Origin of the sequence: Gimesia chilikensis (assembly GCF_007744075.1) — a bacterium.
Taxonomy (GTDB): Bacteria; Planctomycetota; Planctomycetia; order Planctomycetales; family Planctomycetaceae; genus Gimesia; species Gimesia chilikensis_A.
In genome coordinates this window covers 7822461-7842315 of record NZ_CP036266.1, presented here as the reverse complement: position 1 = coordinate 7842315, position 19855 = coordinate 7822461, and the positions used below count along the sequence as shown (strand labels likewise).

The 19855-nt window shown below is 51.1% G+C and carries 18 protein-coding genes; 12 read left to right on the top strand and 6 right to left on the bottom strand.

Annotated features, from left to right (window positions below; all coding sequences use genetic code 11):
• The first annotated feature begins 49 nt into the window (after window positions 1–49).
• From dprA to HG66A1_RS29795, 5 genes are read left to right on the top strand one after another with little or no spacing between them, the layout of a single operon-like run.
• A complete protein-coding gene (gene dprA / locus HG66A1_RS29815; protein WP_145193973.1) occupies window positions 50–1180 on the top strand; it encodes a DNA-processing protein DprA in 1131 nt (376 codons plus the stop codon).
• A gap of 36 nt (window positions 1181–1216) precedes the next feature.
• A complete protein-coding gene (locus HG66A1_RS29810; RefSeq protein ID WP_197996868.1) occupies window positions 1217–1888 on the top strand; it encodes a class I SAM-dependent methyltransferase in 672 nt (223 codons plus the stop codon).
• Window positions 1889–1899: 11 nt separating this feature from the next.
• Window positions 1900–2724: a ferritin-like domain-containing protein gene (locus HG66A1_RS29805; protein WP_145192905.1), complete on the top strand. Its 825-nt coding sequence runs from the start codon at window positions 1900–1902 to the stop codon at window positions 2722–2724.
• 24 nt (window positions 2725–2748) lie between these two features.
• The gene (locus HG66A1_RS29800) at window positions 2749–3468 is read left to right on the top strand and encodes a hypothetical protein (protein ID WP_145192903.1); all 720 of its coding nucleotides are present in this window, start codon (window positions 2749–2751) and stop codon (window positions 3466–3468) included.
• An 18-nt stretch (window positions 3469–3486) separates the two neighbouring features.
• Window positions 3487–4002, top strand: a complete 516-nt coding sequence (locus tag HG66A1_RS29795) for a hypothetical protein (RefSeq protein WP_145192901.1) — start codon at window positions 3487–3489, stop codon at window positions 4000–4002.
• Window positions 4003–4022: 20 nt separating this feature from the next.
• Here the strand turns inward: HG66A1_RS29795 and HG66A1_RS29790 are convergent, their stop codons facing one another.
• The gene (locus tag HG66A1_RS29790) at window positions 4023–5546 is read right to left on the bottom strand and encodes a sulfatase (protein WP_145192899.1); all 1524 of its coding nucleotides are present in this window, start codon (window positions 5544–5546) and stop codon (window positions 4023–4025) included.
• 49 nt (window positions 5547–5595) lie between these two features.
• A complete protein-coding gene (locus HG66A1_RS29785; protein ID WP_145192897.1) occupies window positions 5596–8721 on the bottom strand; it encodes a PVC-type heme-binding CxxCH protein in 3126 nt (1041 codons plus the stop codon).
• A 409-nt stretch (window positions 8722–9130) separates the two neighbouring features.
• Here HG66A1_RS29785 and HG66A1_RS29780 point away from each other — a divergent pair, with 409 nt between their 5' ends.
• From HG66A1_RS29780 to HG66A1_RS29750, 7 genes are all read left to right on the top strand, one after another.
• The gene (locus HG66A1_RS29780; protein WP_145192895.1) at window positions 9131–9514 is read left to right on the top strand and encodes a LexA family protein; all 384 of its coding nucleotides are present in this window, start codon (window positions 9131–9133) and stop codon (window positions 9512–9514) included.
• A gap of 78 nt (window positions 9515–9592) precedes the next feature.
• Entirely contained in the window at window positions 9593–10228 is a 636-nt protein-coding gene (locus tag HG66A1_RS29775) for a hypothetical protein (protein ID WP_145192894.1), read from the top strand.
• A 66-nt stretch (window positions 10229–10294) separates the two neighbouring features.
• Window positions 10295–11410: a hypothetical protein gene (locus tag HG66A1_RS29770; RefSeq protein WP_145192892.1), complete on the top strand. Its 1116-nt coding sequence runs from the start codon at window positions 10295–10297 to the stop codon at window positions 11408–11410.
• 173 nt (window positions 11411–11583) lie between these two features.
• Window positions 11584–12915 (top strand): Gfo/Idh/MocA family protein, encoded by a 1332-nt coding sequence (locus HG66A1_RS29765; RefSeq protein WP_187781902.1) that lies wholly within the window; start codon window positions 11584–11586, stop codon window positions 12913–12915.
• Window positions 12916–12923: 8 nt separating this feature from the next.
• Window positions 12924–13478, top strand: a complete 555-nt coding sequence (locus HG66A1_RS29760) for a 2OG-Fe(II) oxygenase (RefSeq protein ID WP_145192888.1) — start codon at window positions 12924–12926, stop codon at window positions 13476–13478.
• Between the two features lie 94 nt (window positions 13479–13572).
• Window positions 13573–14325 (top strand): hypothetical protein, encoded by a 753-nt coding sequence (locus HG66A1_RS29755; protein ID WP_145192886.1) that lies wholly within the window; start codon window positions 13573–13575, stop codon window positions 14323–14325.
• Window positions 14326–14487: 162 nt separating this feature from the next.
• Window positions 14488–15027, top strand: a complete 540-nt coding sequence (locus tag HG66A1_RS29750) for a hypothetical protein (RefSeq protein ID WP_145192884.1) — start codon at window positions 14488–14490, stop codon at window positions 15025–15027.
• A 23-nt stretch (window positions 15028–15050) separates the two neighbouring features.
• Here HG66A1_RS29750 and HG66A1_RS29745 read toward each other — a convergent pair whose 3' ends face one another.
• The 4 genes from HG66A1_RS29745 to HG66A1_RS29730 all read right to left on the bottom strand — a co-directional run bounded on the left by HG66A1_RS29745 (window position 15051) and on the right by HG66A1_RS29730 (window position 19741).
• Complete coding sequence (locus HG66A1_RS29745) at window positions 15051–15734, bottom strand: class I SAM-dependent methyltransferase (RefSeq protein ID WP_145192883.1); 684 nt, start codon at window positions 15732–15734, stop codon at window positions 15051–15053.
• Window positions 15731–17026: a hypothetical protein gene (locus HG66A1_RS29740; protein WP_145192881.1), complete on the bottom strand. Its 1296-nt coding sequence runs from the start codon at window positions 17024–17026 to the stop codon at window positions 15731–15733. Before HG66A1_RS29740 ends, HG66A1_RS29745 begins: the two co-directional genes overlap by 4 nt.
• Before the next feature lie 538 nt (window positions 17027–17564).
• Entirely contained in the window at window positions 17565–17993 is a 429-nt protein-coding gene (locus tag HG66A1_RS32935) for a hypothetical protein (RefSeq protein WP_409999459.1), read from the bottom strand.
• Between the two features lie 446 nt (window positions 17994–18439).
• The gene (locus HG66A1_RS29730) at window positions 18440–19741 is read right to left on the bottom strand and encodes a PLP-dependent aminotransferase family protein (protein WP_145192877.1); all 1302 of its coding nucleotides are present in this window, start codon (window positions 19739–19741) and stop codon (window positions 18440–18442) included.
• Window positions 19742–19855: the final 114 nt, after the last annotated feature.

Genomic DNA, 19855 nt, shown 5'->3' with positions numbered 1-19855 from the left:
CACGTTAATATGAATGTCTCTGCCTGTTCTCATCGAGTGTGATCCGCATATGCCAGCCGAATCCTCTGAATCAGACCAGTTACTGCTGGATCAGATCCAGCTTAATCTGATTCAGGGAGTCGGACCGCGCATCCGGCGTTCCCTGCTGGACCAGTTTGGAACACCGAGTCAAATCTTAAATGCCCCTCGACAGGATCTGCTGAACGTGCCGGGAATCGGCGAGAAACTGGCCAACGCCATCATCTATCGTACCGCCAAATCGACGGCTGAAGAAGAGCTTCAGCGCTGTCGTGCCGCAGGATACCAGCTGCTGTTTGAAGAGTCAGATGATTACCCATCCCTCTTAAGGGAAATGCCCGATCCCCCTGCCCTGCTCTACTGCAAAGGAGAGATCCTGCCCGAAGACGAACTGGCGGTTGCGATTGTCGGTTCACGAAAGTGTACGCATTATGGGTTACAGCAGGCCGAAAAAATGGCAGCCGCCCTGGCACGTGCTGGTGTGACAGTGGTGAGTGGACTGGCACGGGGCATCGATCAGGCAGCCCATCGGGGCGCTCTCAAAGCCGGCGGCCGCACGATCGCCGTAATGGCAACCGGGCTCTCCCATATTTATCCTCCCGAACATCGCGAACTATCCGAGCAGGTCTCCGCACAGGGGGCCCTGGTAACCGAGTTTCCTCTCGACCAGGCTCCCGTGGCTGGACTGTTTCCACAGCGTAACCGGATTATAAGCGGACTGTCGATGGGCGTACTGTTGATTGAAGCGGGGCGTAAGAGTGGGGCCCTGCATACAGCCCGCCATGCTTACGAACAGGGGCGAGACGTATTCGCCGTTCCGGGACGAATAGATCACCCGGCGAGTGCCGGCTGTCATGATCTGATTCGCGATGGCGCCATGCTAGTTCGCAGCGTGGAAGATGTACTGGAAGGCTTGAGTCCCGCTAAAACTCCGGTGAAGGTCTCAGAAAACCGTGAAGTGCATACGCCGCGCGAACTCTCTCTGAGCGATTTTGAACGGGATGTGTTGAATTTGGTCACACTCGAGCCGCAGCATTTGAATGAAATCGTGCAATCCAGTAATCTCGACTCGTCCCGCATTCTCTCCACCTTGACGGTTCTGGAAATGCGGAAGGTCGTGAAACGTCTGCCGGGCGGATTTCTTGTCAGAGCCACCGGCTGATCCGAAACTCTGTCTTTGCTTCGAATGCCATCCTTTATGAACCTGGACTCTGCAGATACCGCCCCCGGACAGGCGGTCTACACGAGAAAAATGCTTTCTATCTACGATATCTGGGTTCTGGGAATTTCCAACTCCCTGATCTGGAAATGTCGCACTAAACAGATTTTGAACTGGATGAACCAGAGCCTGACGACCAATCACCTCGATGTCGGCGTGGGCACCGGTTATTATCTGGAGCATTGCACCTTTCCGAGTTCAGAAGTCCGCCTGGGACTTCTGGATTTGAATCCCAACAGTCTGGCGGCCGCCGCCAGTCGGAGCGCACGCTACCAGCCGGAAGTCTATCAGGCCGATGTACTGGCTCCCCTGCCCCAGCAGTCACGCCCTTTCGATTCAGTCAGTCTGAATTATCTGCTGCACTGTCTACCAGGTGATCTGACATCAAAAGCAAAGCTGTTCGATCATCTGGGGCCCTGGTTAAACCCGGGCGCCATCATCTCCGGAGCTACGATTTTGAGTCAGGGAGTCCCGCGTGGCTTTTCGGCCCGACGCTTGATGAACTTTTATAACCGGAAAAAGATCTTCGCAAATACGTCGGACAGTCTGGATGAGTTACAATCCCAACTCGCAAGTCGCTATACTGACGTGGAAGTGAAAGTGACTGGCTGTGTTGCCCTCTTTCGCGCCCGCACACCTTCACCTGGTTAACGATCATCGACATGGAAATACGCGCCTTCGCCGAACGGGTTCTCTTAAGCGAGTCTCTGGAAGAAAAACTGCTTCCCGCCCCTGAAGTACTGACTGACGAACATCCAGGAGATCCTTTGCGTATTCAGGAACCAGGACGACCTGCTAACCTGAAGTTCGCTCCCCCGAGAACCGCCCCCGGTATGCCGAAACCCTCTGCTCTGATGGAGCAGGACAAGCGGGCCCTGGCACATCACATCATGGCGAATCATGAACTGCAGGCCCTGGAAGTGATGGCATATATTCTGTGCGCCTTCCCCGATGCCCCGGCAGAGTTTCGCCAGGGAATGTGTAACATCATGGCAGATGAGCAGCGACACACGCGCATGCATAAGGAACGTGCCTCCGTGCTGGGGCTGGAGTTCGGCAGTCTCCCCGTGAACTGCTACATCTGGAAGAAAGCACTGAGTTACGAAAGTCTGTTGGACTATCTCGCCGGTCTGCCACTCACGTTCGAAGGTCGTAACCTGGATCATACCCTGGAATTCGAACAGTATTTTCTCGATGCTGGCGACCAACGGAGTGCCGCGTTAATGAAGGTCGTCTATCGCGATGAGATTCAGCACGTCGCCTTTGGTCTGCACTGGCTGCGACAGTTAAAACCCGACCACCTTTCGGACTGGGAGACCTACGAACAACATCTGCACTGGCCAGTTCGAGCTGCTCTGTCGGTCGGGGATACCTTCAACCGTGAGGGACGCAAGGAAACGGGAATGACTGACGAATTCATCGAGCAACTCTACCAGGCCGCTCAGACCGATCAGCCCCCAAATCAGAAGCCCAAGAAGCTGGATTAGACTCACAAAACAGGAAAACCGAGCATGCCGCCACGATGCAAACCAGTCTGGGACAAAGTGATCTTTGTAGACTGGCATGGCGTGCTGTCCCGCGACCCCTTCTGGCTCTCTATCCTCCATAACAGCGACCATTCCCTGCACTCCCAACTGACGGACGCAGCCGAAGTCCTGTTTCAAGACGAGTCACTGATTCATAACTGGATGCGGGGAGATGTTTCTGCAAACCAGATCTTAGACTGCTTAGAAATCGAACTGGACGACTCATTCCCCCCTGACTATCTGAGACGCAAGCTGGTAGAGGACTGTCAGTTGATGCAGGTCAATCAGCGGCTGGTTCAAATTTTGCGTGAGATCCGGCAGCGGGGAATTGGAATCGTCCTGGCGACCGACAATATGGACTGTTTTCAGGAGGCACTTCAAGACGCAAACGGGCTGAGACCGTTAACAACTCAATCCGTGGAAGAGGAAACTCTCTCATTCCGTCAAGCTGCTCAATTGTTTGATGAAGTGCTCTGTTCCTGTAGCCAACGTGTGCTGAAACGAGAGAACCCAGAACGATTTTACGGCAGCTGGCTGAGCGCGCATGCGCTTGAATTCGAGGACGCTCTGCTGCTGGATGACCTGGAGGTTAACTGCAGTGCATTTCAATCAGCCGGAGGTCACTCCCTGCAGATGACATATCGGAATTTTGAAGAACAAGAGTCAAATTTGATCACTTCTATAATACGCTGGCGACATCTTTGATCCGGGCCAGTCCTCATTTTGAAAGAAAACGCGATGACGCAAAGTGATGATTACCAAAATGAGGCGGATAGAGAGGAAATGGGATATCATCTGATGTTTCAGCAGATGTATCCACAGGTCCGGAATTGTGACCCTCGGGCATACTTTCGAGCCAAGCTCACAAATCACAGGAAAGCACTGGAAGTTCTGCTCACGGAGGAGGAATATCTGGAAGAATGTCAGAGGATATTCAAAGAGATCATTGATCCGGATAAACGTGATCTGATTATGAATCTGATCCTGTTATTCTTCATTTTCGCTGGGGTAACCGGAATCGCTTATGGCTTTTATACTCAGAATTGGGGATTTATCTGTTTGGTTCCTTCAACTCTGGTATCTCTCTGGTTTCTTCGCGGTCAGCGCCGTTACTACTACTGGTTAAATTCACTGACGTTTCATCAGCGTGCAGAAATTATCGACTATTTAAGGTCTTCACATCTGATTGATGATACAGAACAGAACCAGATGCGATCCAGGCTAGAGTCACGACAGTGAATCAGACAGTTCCCCAAAAGCTATTCAGGATTCGGAGCTTTCTTTCGCGGTTTTTTCTTGCGTTTCTTTTCCAGGCTCGGGTGTTTCGGACCACCGCCCAGGTAGGGATGCTTTTCCAGTTCGTCTCCCTGTCCCAGTTCGCGAGGATCATGAGTGGCAACCAGCTTTTCATGCAGTTCCTTCACGAGCCTGGCCTTGATCATCTGATACATGGGATCCTGGGCTACGTTCTGTAGCTGATCGGGGTCATTCCGCAGATCATATAATTCTTCTGCAGGCAACTTGCCGAAGGCCAGTTCATACAGTCGGCGATGTTCCGCATCCTTGTCTTTATGGGTAACCATATAAGTCTTGGTCGGGCCATTGTCACAATCCCCGTACCAGGTGCCTGGAATGGCTGCTTTGGTGTAGTTGGGAGTTCCCGCGGGCCAGCGATCAGGCCGGTAATTGTGGATGTAAAGAAAGTCGTCCGTCCGAATCGCACGGCAGGGGTAGCCTCCCATGTCAGGTTCTTCCTGTGAGGGAACATGTCGCTCCTTGCCAAAGAAGATTTCATCGCGGTCAGCTACGGTGCGTCCCGAGCCAGGCGCATCCAGAACCGGCATCAGACTCTTTCCTGTGACGTCTTGGGGAATTTCGACACCAGCGGCTTCGTAGAATGTGGGGGCCAGGTCAATCAGACTGACGAAGTCCGTCACACTCCGATTGGGCTGAATGTGAGAGGGCCAGCGCGCCGCCAGAGGAACGCGGGTGCCGGTATCATACAGGCAGCTCTTGCTCCGGGGGAAAGGCATACCGTGATCGCCGGTCATGAAGATGATGGTATTGTCCAGTTCGCCTTTTTCTTCCAGCAGTTTCAGGGCGTCTCCCACGAGCTGGTCGAACCGTTGGACTTCAAAGTAATAGTCGGCGACGTCGCTACGGACCTCCTCTGCGTCAGGGAAGCAGGCGGGCAGTTTGATTTTGCTCAAATCCATGCCACTTTCTACTCCCGACCCTGGTGCGTACGGGCGGTGGGGATCACTGCTGCCCAACCAGAAACAGAAAGGCTCGTCGCCGTCCCGCTGGTTGAGGAAGTCCTGAAAGTTTTTGAATCGTTTTCCAGCCAGTTCGCGAGAGCGGGTTTCGGTACGCCCCGGTCCCCAGGCTTTGCCTGTATGTCCTACGGTGTAACCGTGTGACTTCAGAATCTCCGGATAGGTCGTGAGACGATCCGGAAAAATACAGTGCAGGTTCGCTCCCGCATCGAGTTGCCAGTGATATTTACCGGTTAGAATGGCACCACGGGAAGGCGTGCAGGAAGGGGACGAGACGTAAGCATTCTGAAACAACACTCCTTCGCGGGCGAGCCGATCGAAGGTGGGAGTTTTAACGACGGGGTCGCCATAAGCGCCGGCATGAGGCCAGCCCCAGTCGTCTGCAATCGCAAACAGAATATTAGGACGTTTTGATTTTTCTGCAGACTGAGCTGCGGAAGTTGGAATCAGATTAAATGCCAGCGTCAGACAGAACAGCAGACGCAGCCCGAGGGAACCATTAAACATAGCGCACCTTTAACGGTAAGGAATTCAAAAGAGATTTCTGAGTTCCACTTTACTTGCGGTTCTGGAGGTAAGCAAGTAAATCCCGAATTTCCTGCGGGGTCAGGCGCTGTTCGAGGCCCTTGGGCATGATGGATGTCGGCGATTCCTTCATGACTTCGATTTCATCGCGGGCGATGCGAACTTCCGAGAGGTCAGCAGTGCGCAGGTAAACGGTGTCCGTCGATTCGCGGCTGATGACGCCGGTATAAATTCGACCGGAATCCGTGACGACCAGGTAAGACCGATACCCGCGGGCAAAGCTGGCGCTGGGGAGCGCAATTGCTTCCAGCAGGTCAGTCCCGGTACGGATGGCACCGATACGCGTCAGGTCGGGGCCCACTTTGCCCCCCTGATCCTCGACAGCATGACAGCCGGAGCAGGCTGCTTTCTTGCCAAAGAAGATTTTTCGTCCTTCCTCAATGTGCCCCTGGGTCAGCAGCGGCTTCAGTGATTCCAGATGTGCTTTCTGCTGAGCGAGGTCGACCCCCAGTTTTTTCAGCAGGGGATCTGCTGCTTTCTGGACCGGTTCCGGATACTTCTTGAGCAAACTGGCCAGTTCATCTGCAGAGAGGTTCGTAGCAGCGGATGAAGCATTCAATGCATTGATCAGTGCCAGCCCAACCGGTTCAGCGTTACTTTTGGTGTAGGCTCTTAACAGAACGGGCAAGGCCAGGGGGCCGGGGGCATCGAGCTGTTTTGATAATTGAATCAGTTGACCCTCAGATAATGGCAAACCCGCCAGGGCCCGGGCTGCCGCCAGTCGATCCAGGGGCGGATATTCTTCGCTCATGCGTGCAATCAGAAAATCGAAGGGTTCAGCCTCGACAGATTTCAATTGAGAACCGGCTGCCGACAATGCTTCAATTCTGAGTGTGGCTGGCTGCTGAGTGTTGAGCGCCAGTGATGTTAGCAGACCACTTAACTCGGGCAGATCATTGGTTTGTGCAATGCGAATCACCAAAATTTGCAGTTCTGGGTCCTGAGATTTCAGCGTCGATTCCAATGCCTGTCGCCAGGCTACGGGGAACTCTTTCAACGCAGAACGTTGAATTACTTCCAGCAGGATACTTTTCGCGGAACGCGACGTGTTTGAATTTGTCAAAGCCTGGGCAATCAATGTCTGGACTTCCGGGTCAGCGGCTTGCGCGATCAGGAAGCCTCGCAGGACAGCGGCCCGTTCTGCACTCAGCGCGTCTTCACTCAACCAGGTTTTCAGCAGGCTCAGTGTTTCACCGGCCCAGCCTTCATGTTCGCCAATAATGGTTAGCGCTTCTTTCTGCAGCGACGGATCGTCGGTGTCGAGCAGGGGAGTGACCAGTTCACGAGTCAGGTTGCCCGAGTTCATCTGATCCAGGGTGATCAAGGCTGCACGACGAACAGCAGGGCTTGAGTCACTCAGGCCCGCCAGAATCAGATTACGTTCATCAATGCGGATCAGTGCGTAAATCAGGGCGTGTTCCAGCGTACGATCAGGAGTTCCTTTGATCGCCTGGTAAAGCGACTCGACAACGGTTTTCAGTTCTGCGTTGGAGATCGTATCGCCCCGTTGTCCCGCTTCGCAGATGCGTCCCAGGGCGGTTGCCGCATTTCGTTGAATTGCCGGATTCTCAGATTTCAGAAGCTGAGTCAATTGGGAAACGGAACTCGCATCCCGCAATGAGCCGAGACTCTTGGCCGCTGTCATCTTCACGGAGACTGAGGAATTCAGACCGTGCTGAATTGCGGTTCGTGCTTTATCGGTGCCAATGCGGGTCAGTGTCCAGACCGCGTTGCGTTTACTGGTATCGTTATAGAAAGAGCCTGCGGGAGCAGCGACGACTTTGGACAGCATCGGAACTGCATGATCGCCGGCTTTGGCCAGTTCATCGATGGCTTTTCGTTGCACGAACGGACGTGAGTCATTCAGGAGTTGAATTTTTCGTTCGGGAGACAGTGAATTCCAGTCAAGCGCCAGTCCGTAGGGATCCTGTACCGGTGGAGTACCCGATTTACGAATACGGTAGATGGCGCCATGGATATCTGGTTTAGAGATCTGCGACTGCGGACAGCCAATGCGGAACCAGCCCCCGGTATTGATCACCAGCAGACTGCCATCCGCGTCTTCGATGACATCGGTGGGATGGAAGTCGGGGTCATCAGAGACGAGGAAGTCTTCCTCTTTCGTTTCAAAGGTGGCACCACTGCGCACCAGTTGCGTACGAATCACCTTGTGAGTGTTGAAGATGGACGTGAAGATGTTTCCCTGGTATTCAGGGCCGAACTGAGGTGATCGATAACGCAGCATCCCCGAAACTGCGACATGTCCAAAGCGGGTGATCGGGCCCAAGAGGTCCCCCGTGCGTTTGAACTCAGCCACACAGTCTTCAAAGTGGGGATATACGCCCCCTTCCAGCCAGTGAACCAGACAGTCGACCCGCGGACGTGTGAGCAGGATATTGACAGAGCCGATCATTTCCCCTTCCGGCGTGAAGTCAATTTCCACCGGGTTATCCATACCGCCACCGCAGTGGACTTCAATATCAGAGCCATCCGGATTGCAGGAGAAGATTCGGGCAGCCAGTCCTTTGCTGGTGACTTTTCCCGACTTGTCTTTGAATTCGTGACCATGGCGGCCATCACACCAGTAGAGTCGTCCTTCCGGTCCGCGAAAGCAGCCATGAATACTGGCAGCGTTTCCGGAGAAGCCAAACGAATCGACGATGATCTTACGCTCATCTGCTACGCCGTCATCATCGTGGTCAGTGAGTTTCCAGATGTTAGGAGGGCTGGCGACATACAGTGATCCATCATGCCAGAGCGCACCCATGGGTAAGGTCAGCTTATCCGCAAAGACGGTGCTCTTGTCAAAACGTCCATCACCGTCCAGGTCTTCCAGCATGCGAATCATGCTTTTAGGTTCTTTAATCAACTGAGGAGCCCGTGTATTTTCACCGGAACTCTCGGCAATGAACAGTCGACCGCGATCGTCGAAGCCCGCCATCATCGGGTATTTAGTGAGCTCACTGTTGGTGACGCGTTCGATTGTGAAGCCTGCGGGCACGCGAGGCATTTCTTCGGCGTGAGTGACTGTATTGAGGGACAACACAATCAGAGACAGACAACTTAGAACGGAAATGCGAGTCAGTTGAATCGTCACGGCTGGCACCTTAGTAGAGGCAGGAATGAAACGGTCGCACTCTGTTATTTAAGACATCAGAGTAAGAAGAATTGATATTGTAAACAAAGTAAAGAATGTTCACAAACAGGAAATCCAAGTTTTCCTGATTTCTCCGTTGGAGTGAACGTGCGATTTTGTGAGTCCGCATGACAGCTTTTCTCATGTCCCCTTGCGATCTGAAGTTCCTACGCGAAAAAACAAAAAATTGTGATCTTTTCTAAGCGAAAATCGGCGGGAAAGTTCGCCGGAAATCGTCAATCGGCGGCAGATGGCGGGATCTGACGTTCCCCTGTTTTGACCCCTCCGCTGAAAAATTTTGATCGCTTTTTTACCGCTATAATTCCTCACGTAACGCACATCCAATCACCTCAAAACGGGAGACAGACACATGGAATCAACAGGAGTCATTGCACGTCAGAAACTGACTGAGAAACAGCACGCGATCTATGCCTTCATTAAACAGGAAATCACCGAACATCGACTCTCACCCACTGTGCGCGAAATTGCGAATCGCTTCGGTATTCGCTCCTCCAATGGCGTGATGTGTCACCTGCGTGCCTTGGAACGGAAGGGCTGGATCAAACGGGATTATTACCTCTCCCGCGGCATCACACTGGTAGCAGAACCCGTCACGCAGTTTCTCACACTGACGCCCGGTGAAGCAGGGTGCCTGGGTGATGTTTATGTGGGTTGTGTGGGAGTCGAAGATCGCAGTGTGACTCTCGAGTTCATCGCTCCCGACACAATGGGAGAGGTTCAGAAAGATCTCTGAGGAATACAGCCAGTCAACAGAGTCAACGTGAAATGAATAAAACAGGACTTGAGACCTTTGATTATGGATAAGACAGGAATGAAACACGAAACGGAAAAGAATGATCACGCTTCTATGTCGCAGGTAGATTTTCCCACTCAACTGCAACAGAGTTTCGCAAACCTGGTTCTGATTGAGGATGAGTACGATGGTCTGTCGTCTATCGAGGCGACCACCGATGTGCAGCATTGCCGTGATTTACTGAATGATCAGGAGCGGCAGATCAATCAACTTATGCGAAAGCTGAATCAGGAAAAGTCTCGGCTCAAGCGTCTGCAGGGAGATTTGGAAGAGGCCGAGGTCTGTCTGTCGATGGCACAGTCCTATGAAGCAGCATTGGCTGGCTGGAGAGAATCACTCAATGCGATTGATGCACTCCAACGCGAGTCTCTGAATCAGCAGCACAGTTTCTCGCTGGCGGAGCAGGCCTGGGAAGACCTGCAGCATGTCGAGCAGCAGGCTCTGAGGGAACTCGAGTCCGCGACAACCTATGAAACGATCCATACTCCCTACGGCTCAACGACGGTTCCCAGGCAGGAAGGCATGCTGCCTGATGAAATCTCAATCGAACTGTTGGGCGATTATCTACCTGTCTCAATCGAGACAGACGGAGCCCGTCTTTCCCTGGAACAGTGCGCTGACGGGACGGCGACTTACACGGTGCACTGCTCCTGATTGAATCACGATGCTGATCACGGCTGCTCATTTTCAATAACCTCTTTCTGCAGGGAGAATACGTATATGAATCAATACCAGAGCCAACCAGACTATGTTTCGAACACATATCGTACCATCAGCGGACAACTGGCTGAGTGGGGCATCGAGTTCAGCCCCGATCGCGTTGCTGACCTGAAACCGGAGCAACAGAGTCATCTGCAAACCTGGATCAACGCTGGTGTCGACGCCGACGAAGAATGCCGGGCTGAGTTCGCGTCGTTACCCGAATTCATGGAAAGCGAAATACTGGAAATGAGGGGAATCCTGGCTTCAGAACCCCGGGAAACGATTATCGAGCAGGGCATCAACGCCTGTGAGTCGCAGACCCCGATTGCAGACAATCCTTATCTGTTTGATACCACGGGTTGGCACCTCTGGCGTCAGGCTTATTGTCGCTGGCACCATGGTGAGTCACTGGATTTCTCAGATGAAGAGTTTCTATCCGTTACTGATCAAAGGCAATCCGAAACTGACATTGACGTAGAGAGCGATGTGGAGAACTTGATTCGACTGGCACCAGAACTGGTCAAGGTGGAACGTTCATTGAGTCAATTGCGCCGCAAAGTCAGACAGGCTAAATCGCAACGCAAGCAGTTGCTCTCACAGTTGTCGCATTCACTTGAAACGATCTCTCAAGAAGTGGAAGTTGAGCAAATGCAGCTTTCATCCGATGTTTCAGATCGCGAGCAGACAAGATCCGTTCCGAAGCCTGCAAGAGTCATCACTGAGGGCGAGACAGAGGTCGTCCGTATTCCTGTGACCGGACCAGAGACGAATCGGATCGAAATCCTGTTGGCGCAGAATTCAGCGGGGGACTGGCGTTCTGGTACTCGCTGGTCAGTTGAAACCGATGCTCGAATCGGAAAGCGTTTGAGTGGTGGTGTGTCCCTCGATCAAAGTTCACAGTCTTTCTCCTCACAAACAGCAGCTCTTCTCAATGCAGTACTGGTTCTCAGTCGTGGTTTGATCGGGAATGCCGAGATCGAGGGGCAGGTGATCGACTATCTGAATCTGCTGGAAGAGTCACCCGGACAGATCGCGGTTTGTGGGAAATGTGGAAACCACTGGTTGCAGGACGATCTGGACGCACAGCAGATCTGTCCGAATTGCCAGCCAGTGATTGATTCAGCACAGAACTGAGACTGCTATAGAAATTCTGTGAGCCCTTTGATTTGTCTTGCGATGCGTGATCGATCTTGCGATAGTTTAAGTAAGTTAATTAAACGTATTTCCAGCGGGATGGCCATATTCTTCAGAGGGGGAAGCCTACAGTGCAAGATAAATCCAGCCAAACAGACAAGACGCATTCTACCATGAACCGCAGACGATTTCTGGCAACCTCTGCGTCTGCGGCTGCCGCCATCGGTTTTGGTGCCCCCGCCATTGTTCGTGGGACCAATTTGAATGAAAAACTGAATATCGCCATCATTGGATCCGGGGGCAGGGGGGGCAGTAATCTGCGCAATGTTTCCTCTGAAAACATTACCGTGCTGTGTGATGTCAATGAACAGAATCTGTTTCGAGCCTCACAGAGCCACCCCAAGGCTAAGAAGTTCAAAGATTTTCGGGAAGTCTATGATCACCCCGATCAGTTCGACGCAGTCGTGGTCAGCACGTGCGAGCATACCCATGCTTTCGCAACACTGCCGGCCCTGCAGATGAAAAAACATGTCTATTGTGAAAAGCCATTGACACACAGTGTCTGGGAAGCGCGTGTGATCCGGGATGCGGCGCGTGAGGCGGGCGTGGCGACACAAATGGGTACTCAGATTCATGCCGGCGAGAACTATCGGCGTGTGGTCGAGTTAATTGAGACGGGGGCCATTGGTCCTGTTCAGGAAGCACATGTCTGGGTTTCCCGAGCCTGGGGCTGGCATCCGTCAGAAGAAGCTGCCCGGGCTGCGAAAGATCTCGTCTATTCCGAAAAACGTCCCAGTCACAGCGATGAGATTCCCAAGGGGCTAGACTGGGATCTCTGGTTGGGTCCCGCTCCGGAGCGGCCGTTCAACAATATCTATTTCCCCGGTCCCAAATGGTATCGCTGGTGGGATTTTGGGAACGGGACCATGTCCGACCTGGGCAGCCACTGGATTGATCTACCCTTCTGGGCTTTGAAACTCGATTATCCGTTGACCATTGAAGCCGCTGGTCCGCCCATCCAGAAAGAGATCGCACCGGCATCTATGCAGGCGGTTTACGAGTATGGGCAGCGTGGAGATCTGCCACCCGTCACCGTAGGCTGGTACCAGGGAACCAATAAGCCCAAACTCTGGGAAGAGGGGAAAATTCCCCAATGGGGAAATGGGGTTCTCTTTGTCGGCGAAAAAGGGATGTTGCTGTCTGACTACAGCAAACACGTTCTACTGCCTGAGAATGAGTATGCTGACTTTAAACCGCCAGAACCCTACATCCCGAAATCACTGGGTCATCATGCTGAGTGGATCCATGCCTGTAAAACCGGCGCACCCACAACCTGCAATTTCGAATATGCGGGTCTGCTGACGGAGGCAAATCATCTGGGGAATGTCGCTTATCGCACGGGGAAAAAGCTGCATTGGGATACACAGACCATGCGTGCCACGAACGCTCCGGAATCAGATCAATACATCCGTCGCGAATATCGCAAGGGGTGGAAGCTGATTTAGGTCTCATTATGAAACAACCAGTAACAATGCTCGATCAGGAGATCTTCTGGATCGAGCATTTTTTTTCGGCAACAGAGTGCCAGGACTATATCAATTATAGTGAATACCTCGGCTATGAAACCGCAGACGTTGATGTCTATGGTGTCAGAAAGCAGATGGATCAGATTCGTACCAATGAGCGGGCGGATATCGAATCCCAGAAGACTGCTGACGATCTGTGGGAAAAGCTCCAGCAGTACACATTACCAGAATCAGACCTGGGAACTGCCGTGGGTTTGAGTCCTTTCATTCGTTTCTACCGATACAGCGGGCCTCAAAAATTTAACATGCATAAGGACGGCACAAAGCAGCTTCCGGGATGTGAATCCCGTTTTACTTTTCTGATCTATCTCAATACGGTTGAGCAGGGAGGAGAAACGGTATTTCGAAAAAATGATATTCGTGTCAAACCACAGGCAGGTTGCGGTTTATTATTTGCACACAAGTTGTGGCACTCCGGGACACCAGTGGCAGGAGAGGAAACCAAGTATGTCCTGCGATCGGATCTGCTTTATCATGTGTGACTGGTTGTCATTTAAATTCGAGACTGACCAACGCTTCTGAATTAGACAGCGCACGTAAATGAGTCTCTGTCAATCTGGTAGAAAGGGCAGTTTCATGTTTGGCTGGTTCCGTTCAAAGCCGACTTGTCCAGTTACTGCAGAGGAGAAATCCTGGATTGAAGAACGCTTTACCTGGCTCATTGACGAGTTTGGTATGCAACGTCTGACGAAAGGGACTTTCATTTTACCCACTGCTGAATTTTTTCCTGATGATTATGATCTCACACATGGAAGTATTCGCAGTCTGATGAATCGGGTTGCAGAATATATGGATGTCGATCCCGTAGACTTACGATTGAGATTCTACGAAGAAGCCCGACCCGAGTTCGAAGGGATGATGACAGAGGGATCTGCTGGTCTGTACGGCAAGGTAGGAAATAAGCATGAGATCTGGCTCGAATTGAATACTCTGGAAGACCCTCTCAGGGCTGTCGCAACACTCGCACACGAAATCGGGCACGTACTCCTGCTGGGAGAGCGACGGATTTCACCTGATGAAGAAGATCACGAAATGTTGACGGATCTAATCACGGTTTATATGGGAATGGGCCTCTTTCCTGCCAATATGGTCATGCAGGAAAACTACTGGGATGATGGTCCTTTGTCCGGTTGGAGTATGTCCCGTCAGGGATATTTGAGTATGAACATGTTCGGATATGCATTTGCTTTATATGCGATCGCACGAGGTGAGCTCTCTCCCAAATGGTTATCTCAGCTACGCCTGGATGTGCGAACGGCGTGTAAACAGGGCATGCATTACGTCAATGAAACCGGAGATTGCAGCTGTCCTTTTGTAACTCCCAGGTAAGTCTTTTTTTCTCTGCATCAGCGATTCCAATCGCTGTCTGATTTGCTATTCTTTGGAACTGTAGACACTCTGATCGAATCAGAGTTACTTTTCAGCATGCCAGTTCACGGGTCAGATGCGATGCCTGCACCAACGGAAACTCTCTGGGGATTACCAGTCAAGTTGCAATCTCTGATCCAGGCCGAACTCAACGAAAAAGAGCGGATTTCGTGGGTCGGTACCCCGGACCCTAAACGCTTTGGTATGCGTGCTTGGCCGATGGTGCTGTTTGGGATTCCCTGGACTGCATTTGCTTTGTTCTGGATCGCGGGAGCGTCCGGTTTTAAAATTCCAGACTTCAACAAAGGGTTTGATTTCTTTCCATTATTTGGAATTCCCTTTGTGTTGATTGGGCTTGGGCTGCTTACTTCACCTGTCTGGATGATGAAGAAAGCCAGGAATACAGCCTACGTGCTCACCACGGATCGCGCCATCATCTTTGAAAAAAAACTGGCTACTTCAATTCGATCTTTCGAACCGGAGCAACTCCGTAACCTGCGACGTACACAATGGGACGACGGTGCAGGGGATCTGATTTTTGAACGTCAGGTCGCAGTCGACAATAACCAACAGCGGCAACAGACCGACATTGGTTTTTTGGCGATTCCGGATGTGAAAAAAGTAGAGACTTTGGTACGAGAGCTTGCTGAGTCTTCACTATGATCTTTCTGACTGAAATCAGGGATTTATAGTAGAACCTGGCCATGCTTTCTTATGGCCATTACAATCCCACCTTTTATCTTCGCGGCCTGTTCGTCGTCTATCAGTTCCGCGCCTGCTGTATTTGAAGTATGGATAATTTCCCCGAACTGAGAAAACAACTCTTTGAATTCTGACAGGCGGCAGTCAAATACATTGTCCGTCGGCTTGTTCCCGGAGAAGTCCGTCCGAATCTGCAGCACGAACGTGCCTCCCGGCTTCAGAAACTCAAACAGCTTGCCTGTCTCCTCTTCGATATCGATCCCCATGCGGGAAATGCCGCTCAACTCGTAGTGATACCAGCTCATTCCCCGTACGAAAATCAGGTCGAAGTACCCGTGATCGAAGAACCTCCCCAGATCAAGAGCGTTGGCAGCGATGAATGTCGCACCAGAACCCCGCTCCTTCGCCGCCTCGATGCCTTTCTCGGAAAAGTCGACTCCGTATACATCCAGGCCGAACGAGGCCAGCAGGGCGGAATGGTGGCCTTCACCGCAACCCAGCTCTAGCACCCGGTCGCCGGGAGTCAGCCCGAACCGGGATACGATGCTCTCCTGCAGCCAGCGCGTCACTTTGTCCGTGTCGTACTTCCAGCCGTTGCCCGACCCGTATTTCTGATCATAGAATGAAGAATTGCGGGTTCTGCTGTGATTGATCTCGTTTGGCATCATTTCCCCTTCAGGACTTCAAGTGCTTTATCGTTCCGGTGTTTGGCTAAACCACCAATAGAGTGATCCGGTCCCTGCTTCTGCCGTTCAATGCTCGCAACGGTCCACTGCTTGATCTGTTCGCGGAAATCCGAGCCGTGCCCGCTGGTCACCTGGTCGTTGGAAAGCGATGGATTGTGGAGTCTTCTCAGTGCGACAACGTCACTCAGGGCCGCTACCTTGAACCCTGCCAGAATCGCCCGCTCATAAAACTCACTGTCAGCGCCTGCCTTCCAGGGGGCCATGCCGTTACAGTTTGCGAATCGGTTTGGTTGTGTCTCTTCAAACAAAAGTGGAAACTCTGAGTGGAGTGGGCTTTTCATTGAATCAGGACTCTGAGGAGTGTGCTCAGAGTCACTCAGGGAGGGGAGATGCTTATATATTTTCTGATAAAGTTGGTTCAGATCATTCTGCTCGTCCTGTAGTGCCTGAACAAAAGATTTCAGACGTTGTTGAATTCGTTCGTTTTCCAGAATTGCTTCTGTAGAATTCACTTGGTCTGTTAACTGACTGATCGAGTCTGAAATGAAACGAAGCAGTTGAGCGCCTAATGGTATCCGCTGGTTTTTGTCTTTGACCTCTATTTCCGATTCACAGATTTCATTAGATGTAGACTTAAATGAGATGCTCTGTGCTTGTTTTGGAGAATCGGAAAGTGGTGGATGATGAGTCTCTTGAGAGGCAGTCGAATTACTGGATCGACTGATTTCGATATTCGTCTTATTCGCAGCAGACCAACCTGGAATTGAGATCTGGTCAGCAGGTAAAACTGCCTGAAGTGACTTCAAGAGCGGTGCGGTGATTCTCCGGCCTTCAATAGTCCCTCGATCAAGTGTTCGAGCGATCGCATCGGGGTTAACTCCCAGTGCCCCCCAGGACCATTCGATCAATTCCCATTCTTCGAGAATAATCCCCGAACCTGCATTTGATGTTTTTCTGATTGCAGACTTGATGGGCAGGGCCCGCACAGAAGTTGCTCTCACCAGGCCTTCTGCGATCAGGTGGAATATCTGTAAAGATTCCAGACACTTGTCAGTAAAAAATGAAGTGGCTGTAATTTCATGATCTGATACATCCAGAGCGAGTTTGCCGTCGGGCTGCTGACATTTGGCAATCGGGCGTGTGAGTTCTCCCAGGCCATGTTCCCAAAGAACAACCGGGTTGTTGCGATAATTATCGAGATGAACACCTCGAGGTACGATTACGTCACCTTCCCGGTCTTCGCGTGGAGTGTTGATGACAGCTCGCGCCGACATCAGTCGTTCGTCTACGACTGGTTGAGTATGACAAAGGAGTGAGAGGTCAGACGACTGATCAGCGAAACTACAGAAGGAACCGAATTTTTGTTTTCGGTCTTTAAGAATCGTCTGTAAAGGAATGTCCGAATTTGAATTGTTCACAGTTTGCCCCGTTGAGTAGAACTATTTATTTGCGACAGGGCAGTGTTTTAAGATTCGGCTCCACGGGGTCAATAAGATTCGATTCGGTTTTTTCTTTTTTTATTCCAAGACAGTAGGTGAATGATCAGTGACTGGTTTGGCCTGCGCTGTGTGCAGGAATCGATAGACGGACGGGAGGTCTGACATTCGAAGAGTCTCTCTGGCAGCAAGATCATTATGAATCTGAATTCTTTCAATAAGCAGAGAGAATTCAGAGTAGTCGTCTTGAATCTGAGAGTGCTGAATAAGATGGCTCAATCTGCAAATTAATCGGACTGAATAGCAGAGAGCCGGATGAAAGACTTAGCTTAATCGGGGCTGACGCACTTGGTAAAGCGAGGGAGTTGCGGAGCGATCAGGCAGCACGTTTATGAGATTCAGAGTTGTCAGAGACTCCAACTGTATCAGCTGAGGTGTCCTCTTGGGTCTCCGAGGCAATTCGATTTGAATAAATACGGTCAATAAAATCTGGAAATTGATTCCATGCGCCGGGGGCCTGATTCCAGATCATAGCAATTTTACTGAAGAATGTCATTTCGTATCTGGCAATCACCAGGCTCTGGATCGTGTCATTAGGATCCAGGTCAGAAGCCGTCCATTGTCGAGAACAGAGGTCATAGGCAGGTTCGCCGTCACGACCATTAGAAGGAATATCATACAGGATCGCCAGTTCATTAGAGGCATTCAATTTTGCCGGAAAGCAGCGGCACGTTTGAGGGCGATTTTGATAGATTCCACAGCGGCCCAGTCCTTTGGGATGCTCATCATCGGGAAGGCATTCCATCAGAAATCGGCATTTTGTAGTTCCGGGGAATGAACTGCTGGGGATGTGTTTCAAGCAAATCACGAAAGGAGTTTCGGGATCGTCTTCAAACAGAAAATGAGGTGCCAGGTTACGTGAGATGAGTCCTTCGGTGTCTTCCCAGCGGCAAGCGAAATCCCAGAAATTCAAGTTCTGGCGATGAGTGAAATGATGGATGTCTGCTCCGGAAATAGGAACTGCAAAAGAGCGACAACAACCAGAATGGCAGGAATCACAAATGCCCATTCGTTTTCTAACTTACCAAGAAGGAGCTGGCGAAATTGAATAGCGACACAAGACGCATGTCTTTGAACTGAAAATAACGCTATTGCTATAATCGGCGTAATCGGCAAACTCGCTTGAGCTTATTCGAGATTCAGTACTCTTTGGAAAAAAAAACTGACTAACAAGTTAATGCGTAACTACTATCAGGAAAGAAACTTAACGGCATTGGACAGCCGCTGCATGCCTTCCCGAATACCTTCCGGGTTTTGAACACCAAACGTTAACCGCATGTGATTTTTTTGTGGAGCCAGCTGTTCTTCGAGCGGGAGACCTTGGTCAACAGCATAAAATAATTCGCCGGGAACATACATTACTTTCTCTGCATGTACAGCGCGTTCGAAGAGTGGACTTTGGAAGCCGGTTTCAATTGACTCGGGCAGGGTCATCCAGACGTACAGTCCTCCATTTGGATGTACCCAATGGACGCCAGGAATATCTGAAAAATATTCATCAGCGGCTTCCAGCATGCAGTCTCGTTTTTCGCGATACACGTTTCGGAGGGTTGCAACGTGTTCATAGTATAAATGATCGCTCAATACACGAGTTAAAATATGCTGACTCAGATTCGTAGATCCAAAGTCATCATTTCCTTTCTTGTCGCGTATGGCAGCGCAGACTTCAAGCGGGGCAACCCCAAATCCCACTCTCAACCCGGGGGAAAAACTTTTGGAAAAAGTTTGTGTAAGAATCACATTATCTCCAGAGGGATCAAAGCTTCGTATACTTGGTGTCACAGGGCCATCATAACAGAGTTCACGATAGGCGAGGTCTTCCAGGATGAAGATACGTTGTGATTTTGACCACTTGCGAGCGATTTCGACAATCTGCTGTCGCCGATCAATCGAAAGGGAGAGACCGGAAGGATTTTCATAATCGCTTACTACGTAGATCATCTTGACTTTTGCCAGATCCCCCTGGGACTCCAGCATGTCGAGCGTTGATTCGAGTGAGTCCATTCGCATGCCGAATTCATCGGTTTCGACAGAGACGATGCGCGCTCCCAGTCCCTGGAGTACACCCAGAAAGACAAAATAGGTCGGAGCTGCAACCAGGCAGATGTCACCGGGATCGAGCAATATCTCACCGACCAGAGACAGATACTGCTGTGAGCCTGTGGTGGCAATGATATTATCCACAGTGATTCCCAGCTCGTCAGCTGGTTTTTGTTCCAGATTAGATATATGGGACAGCAGTAATGTTCTTAAAGCGACTGATCCAGCCGTCGTTCCATACTGTAATGCTTCCAATCCCATTTTCGGATTGGCGAGCAGGCTTTCCAGGGCTTGCCTGGTAGATTCTACAGGGAGGCTTCCCTGGTCGACCAGGCCTGCTGCCAGTGACAGAACCCCCGGATTTTCTACACCCTGCTGCATGAGAAAACTGATAGGTAAATCGTGGCTCCAGGTTCTTTTTTTACTGAAACTGATATCACTGTGCGTGGACATGGTGCATGGCCTCTGGGAAATGGAACTTGTTTTTACCCGCAAATAAAGTTTGAATCAGCGCATCGGTACAGAATTCAGCATAATCTTGATCCTCCTGATTTACCATGAACTTTG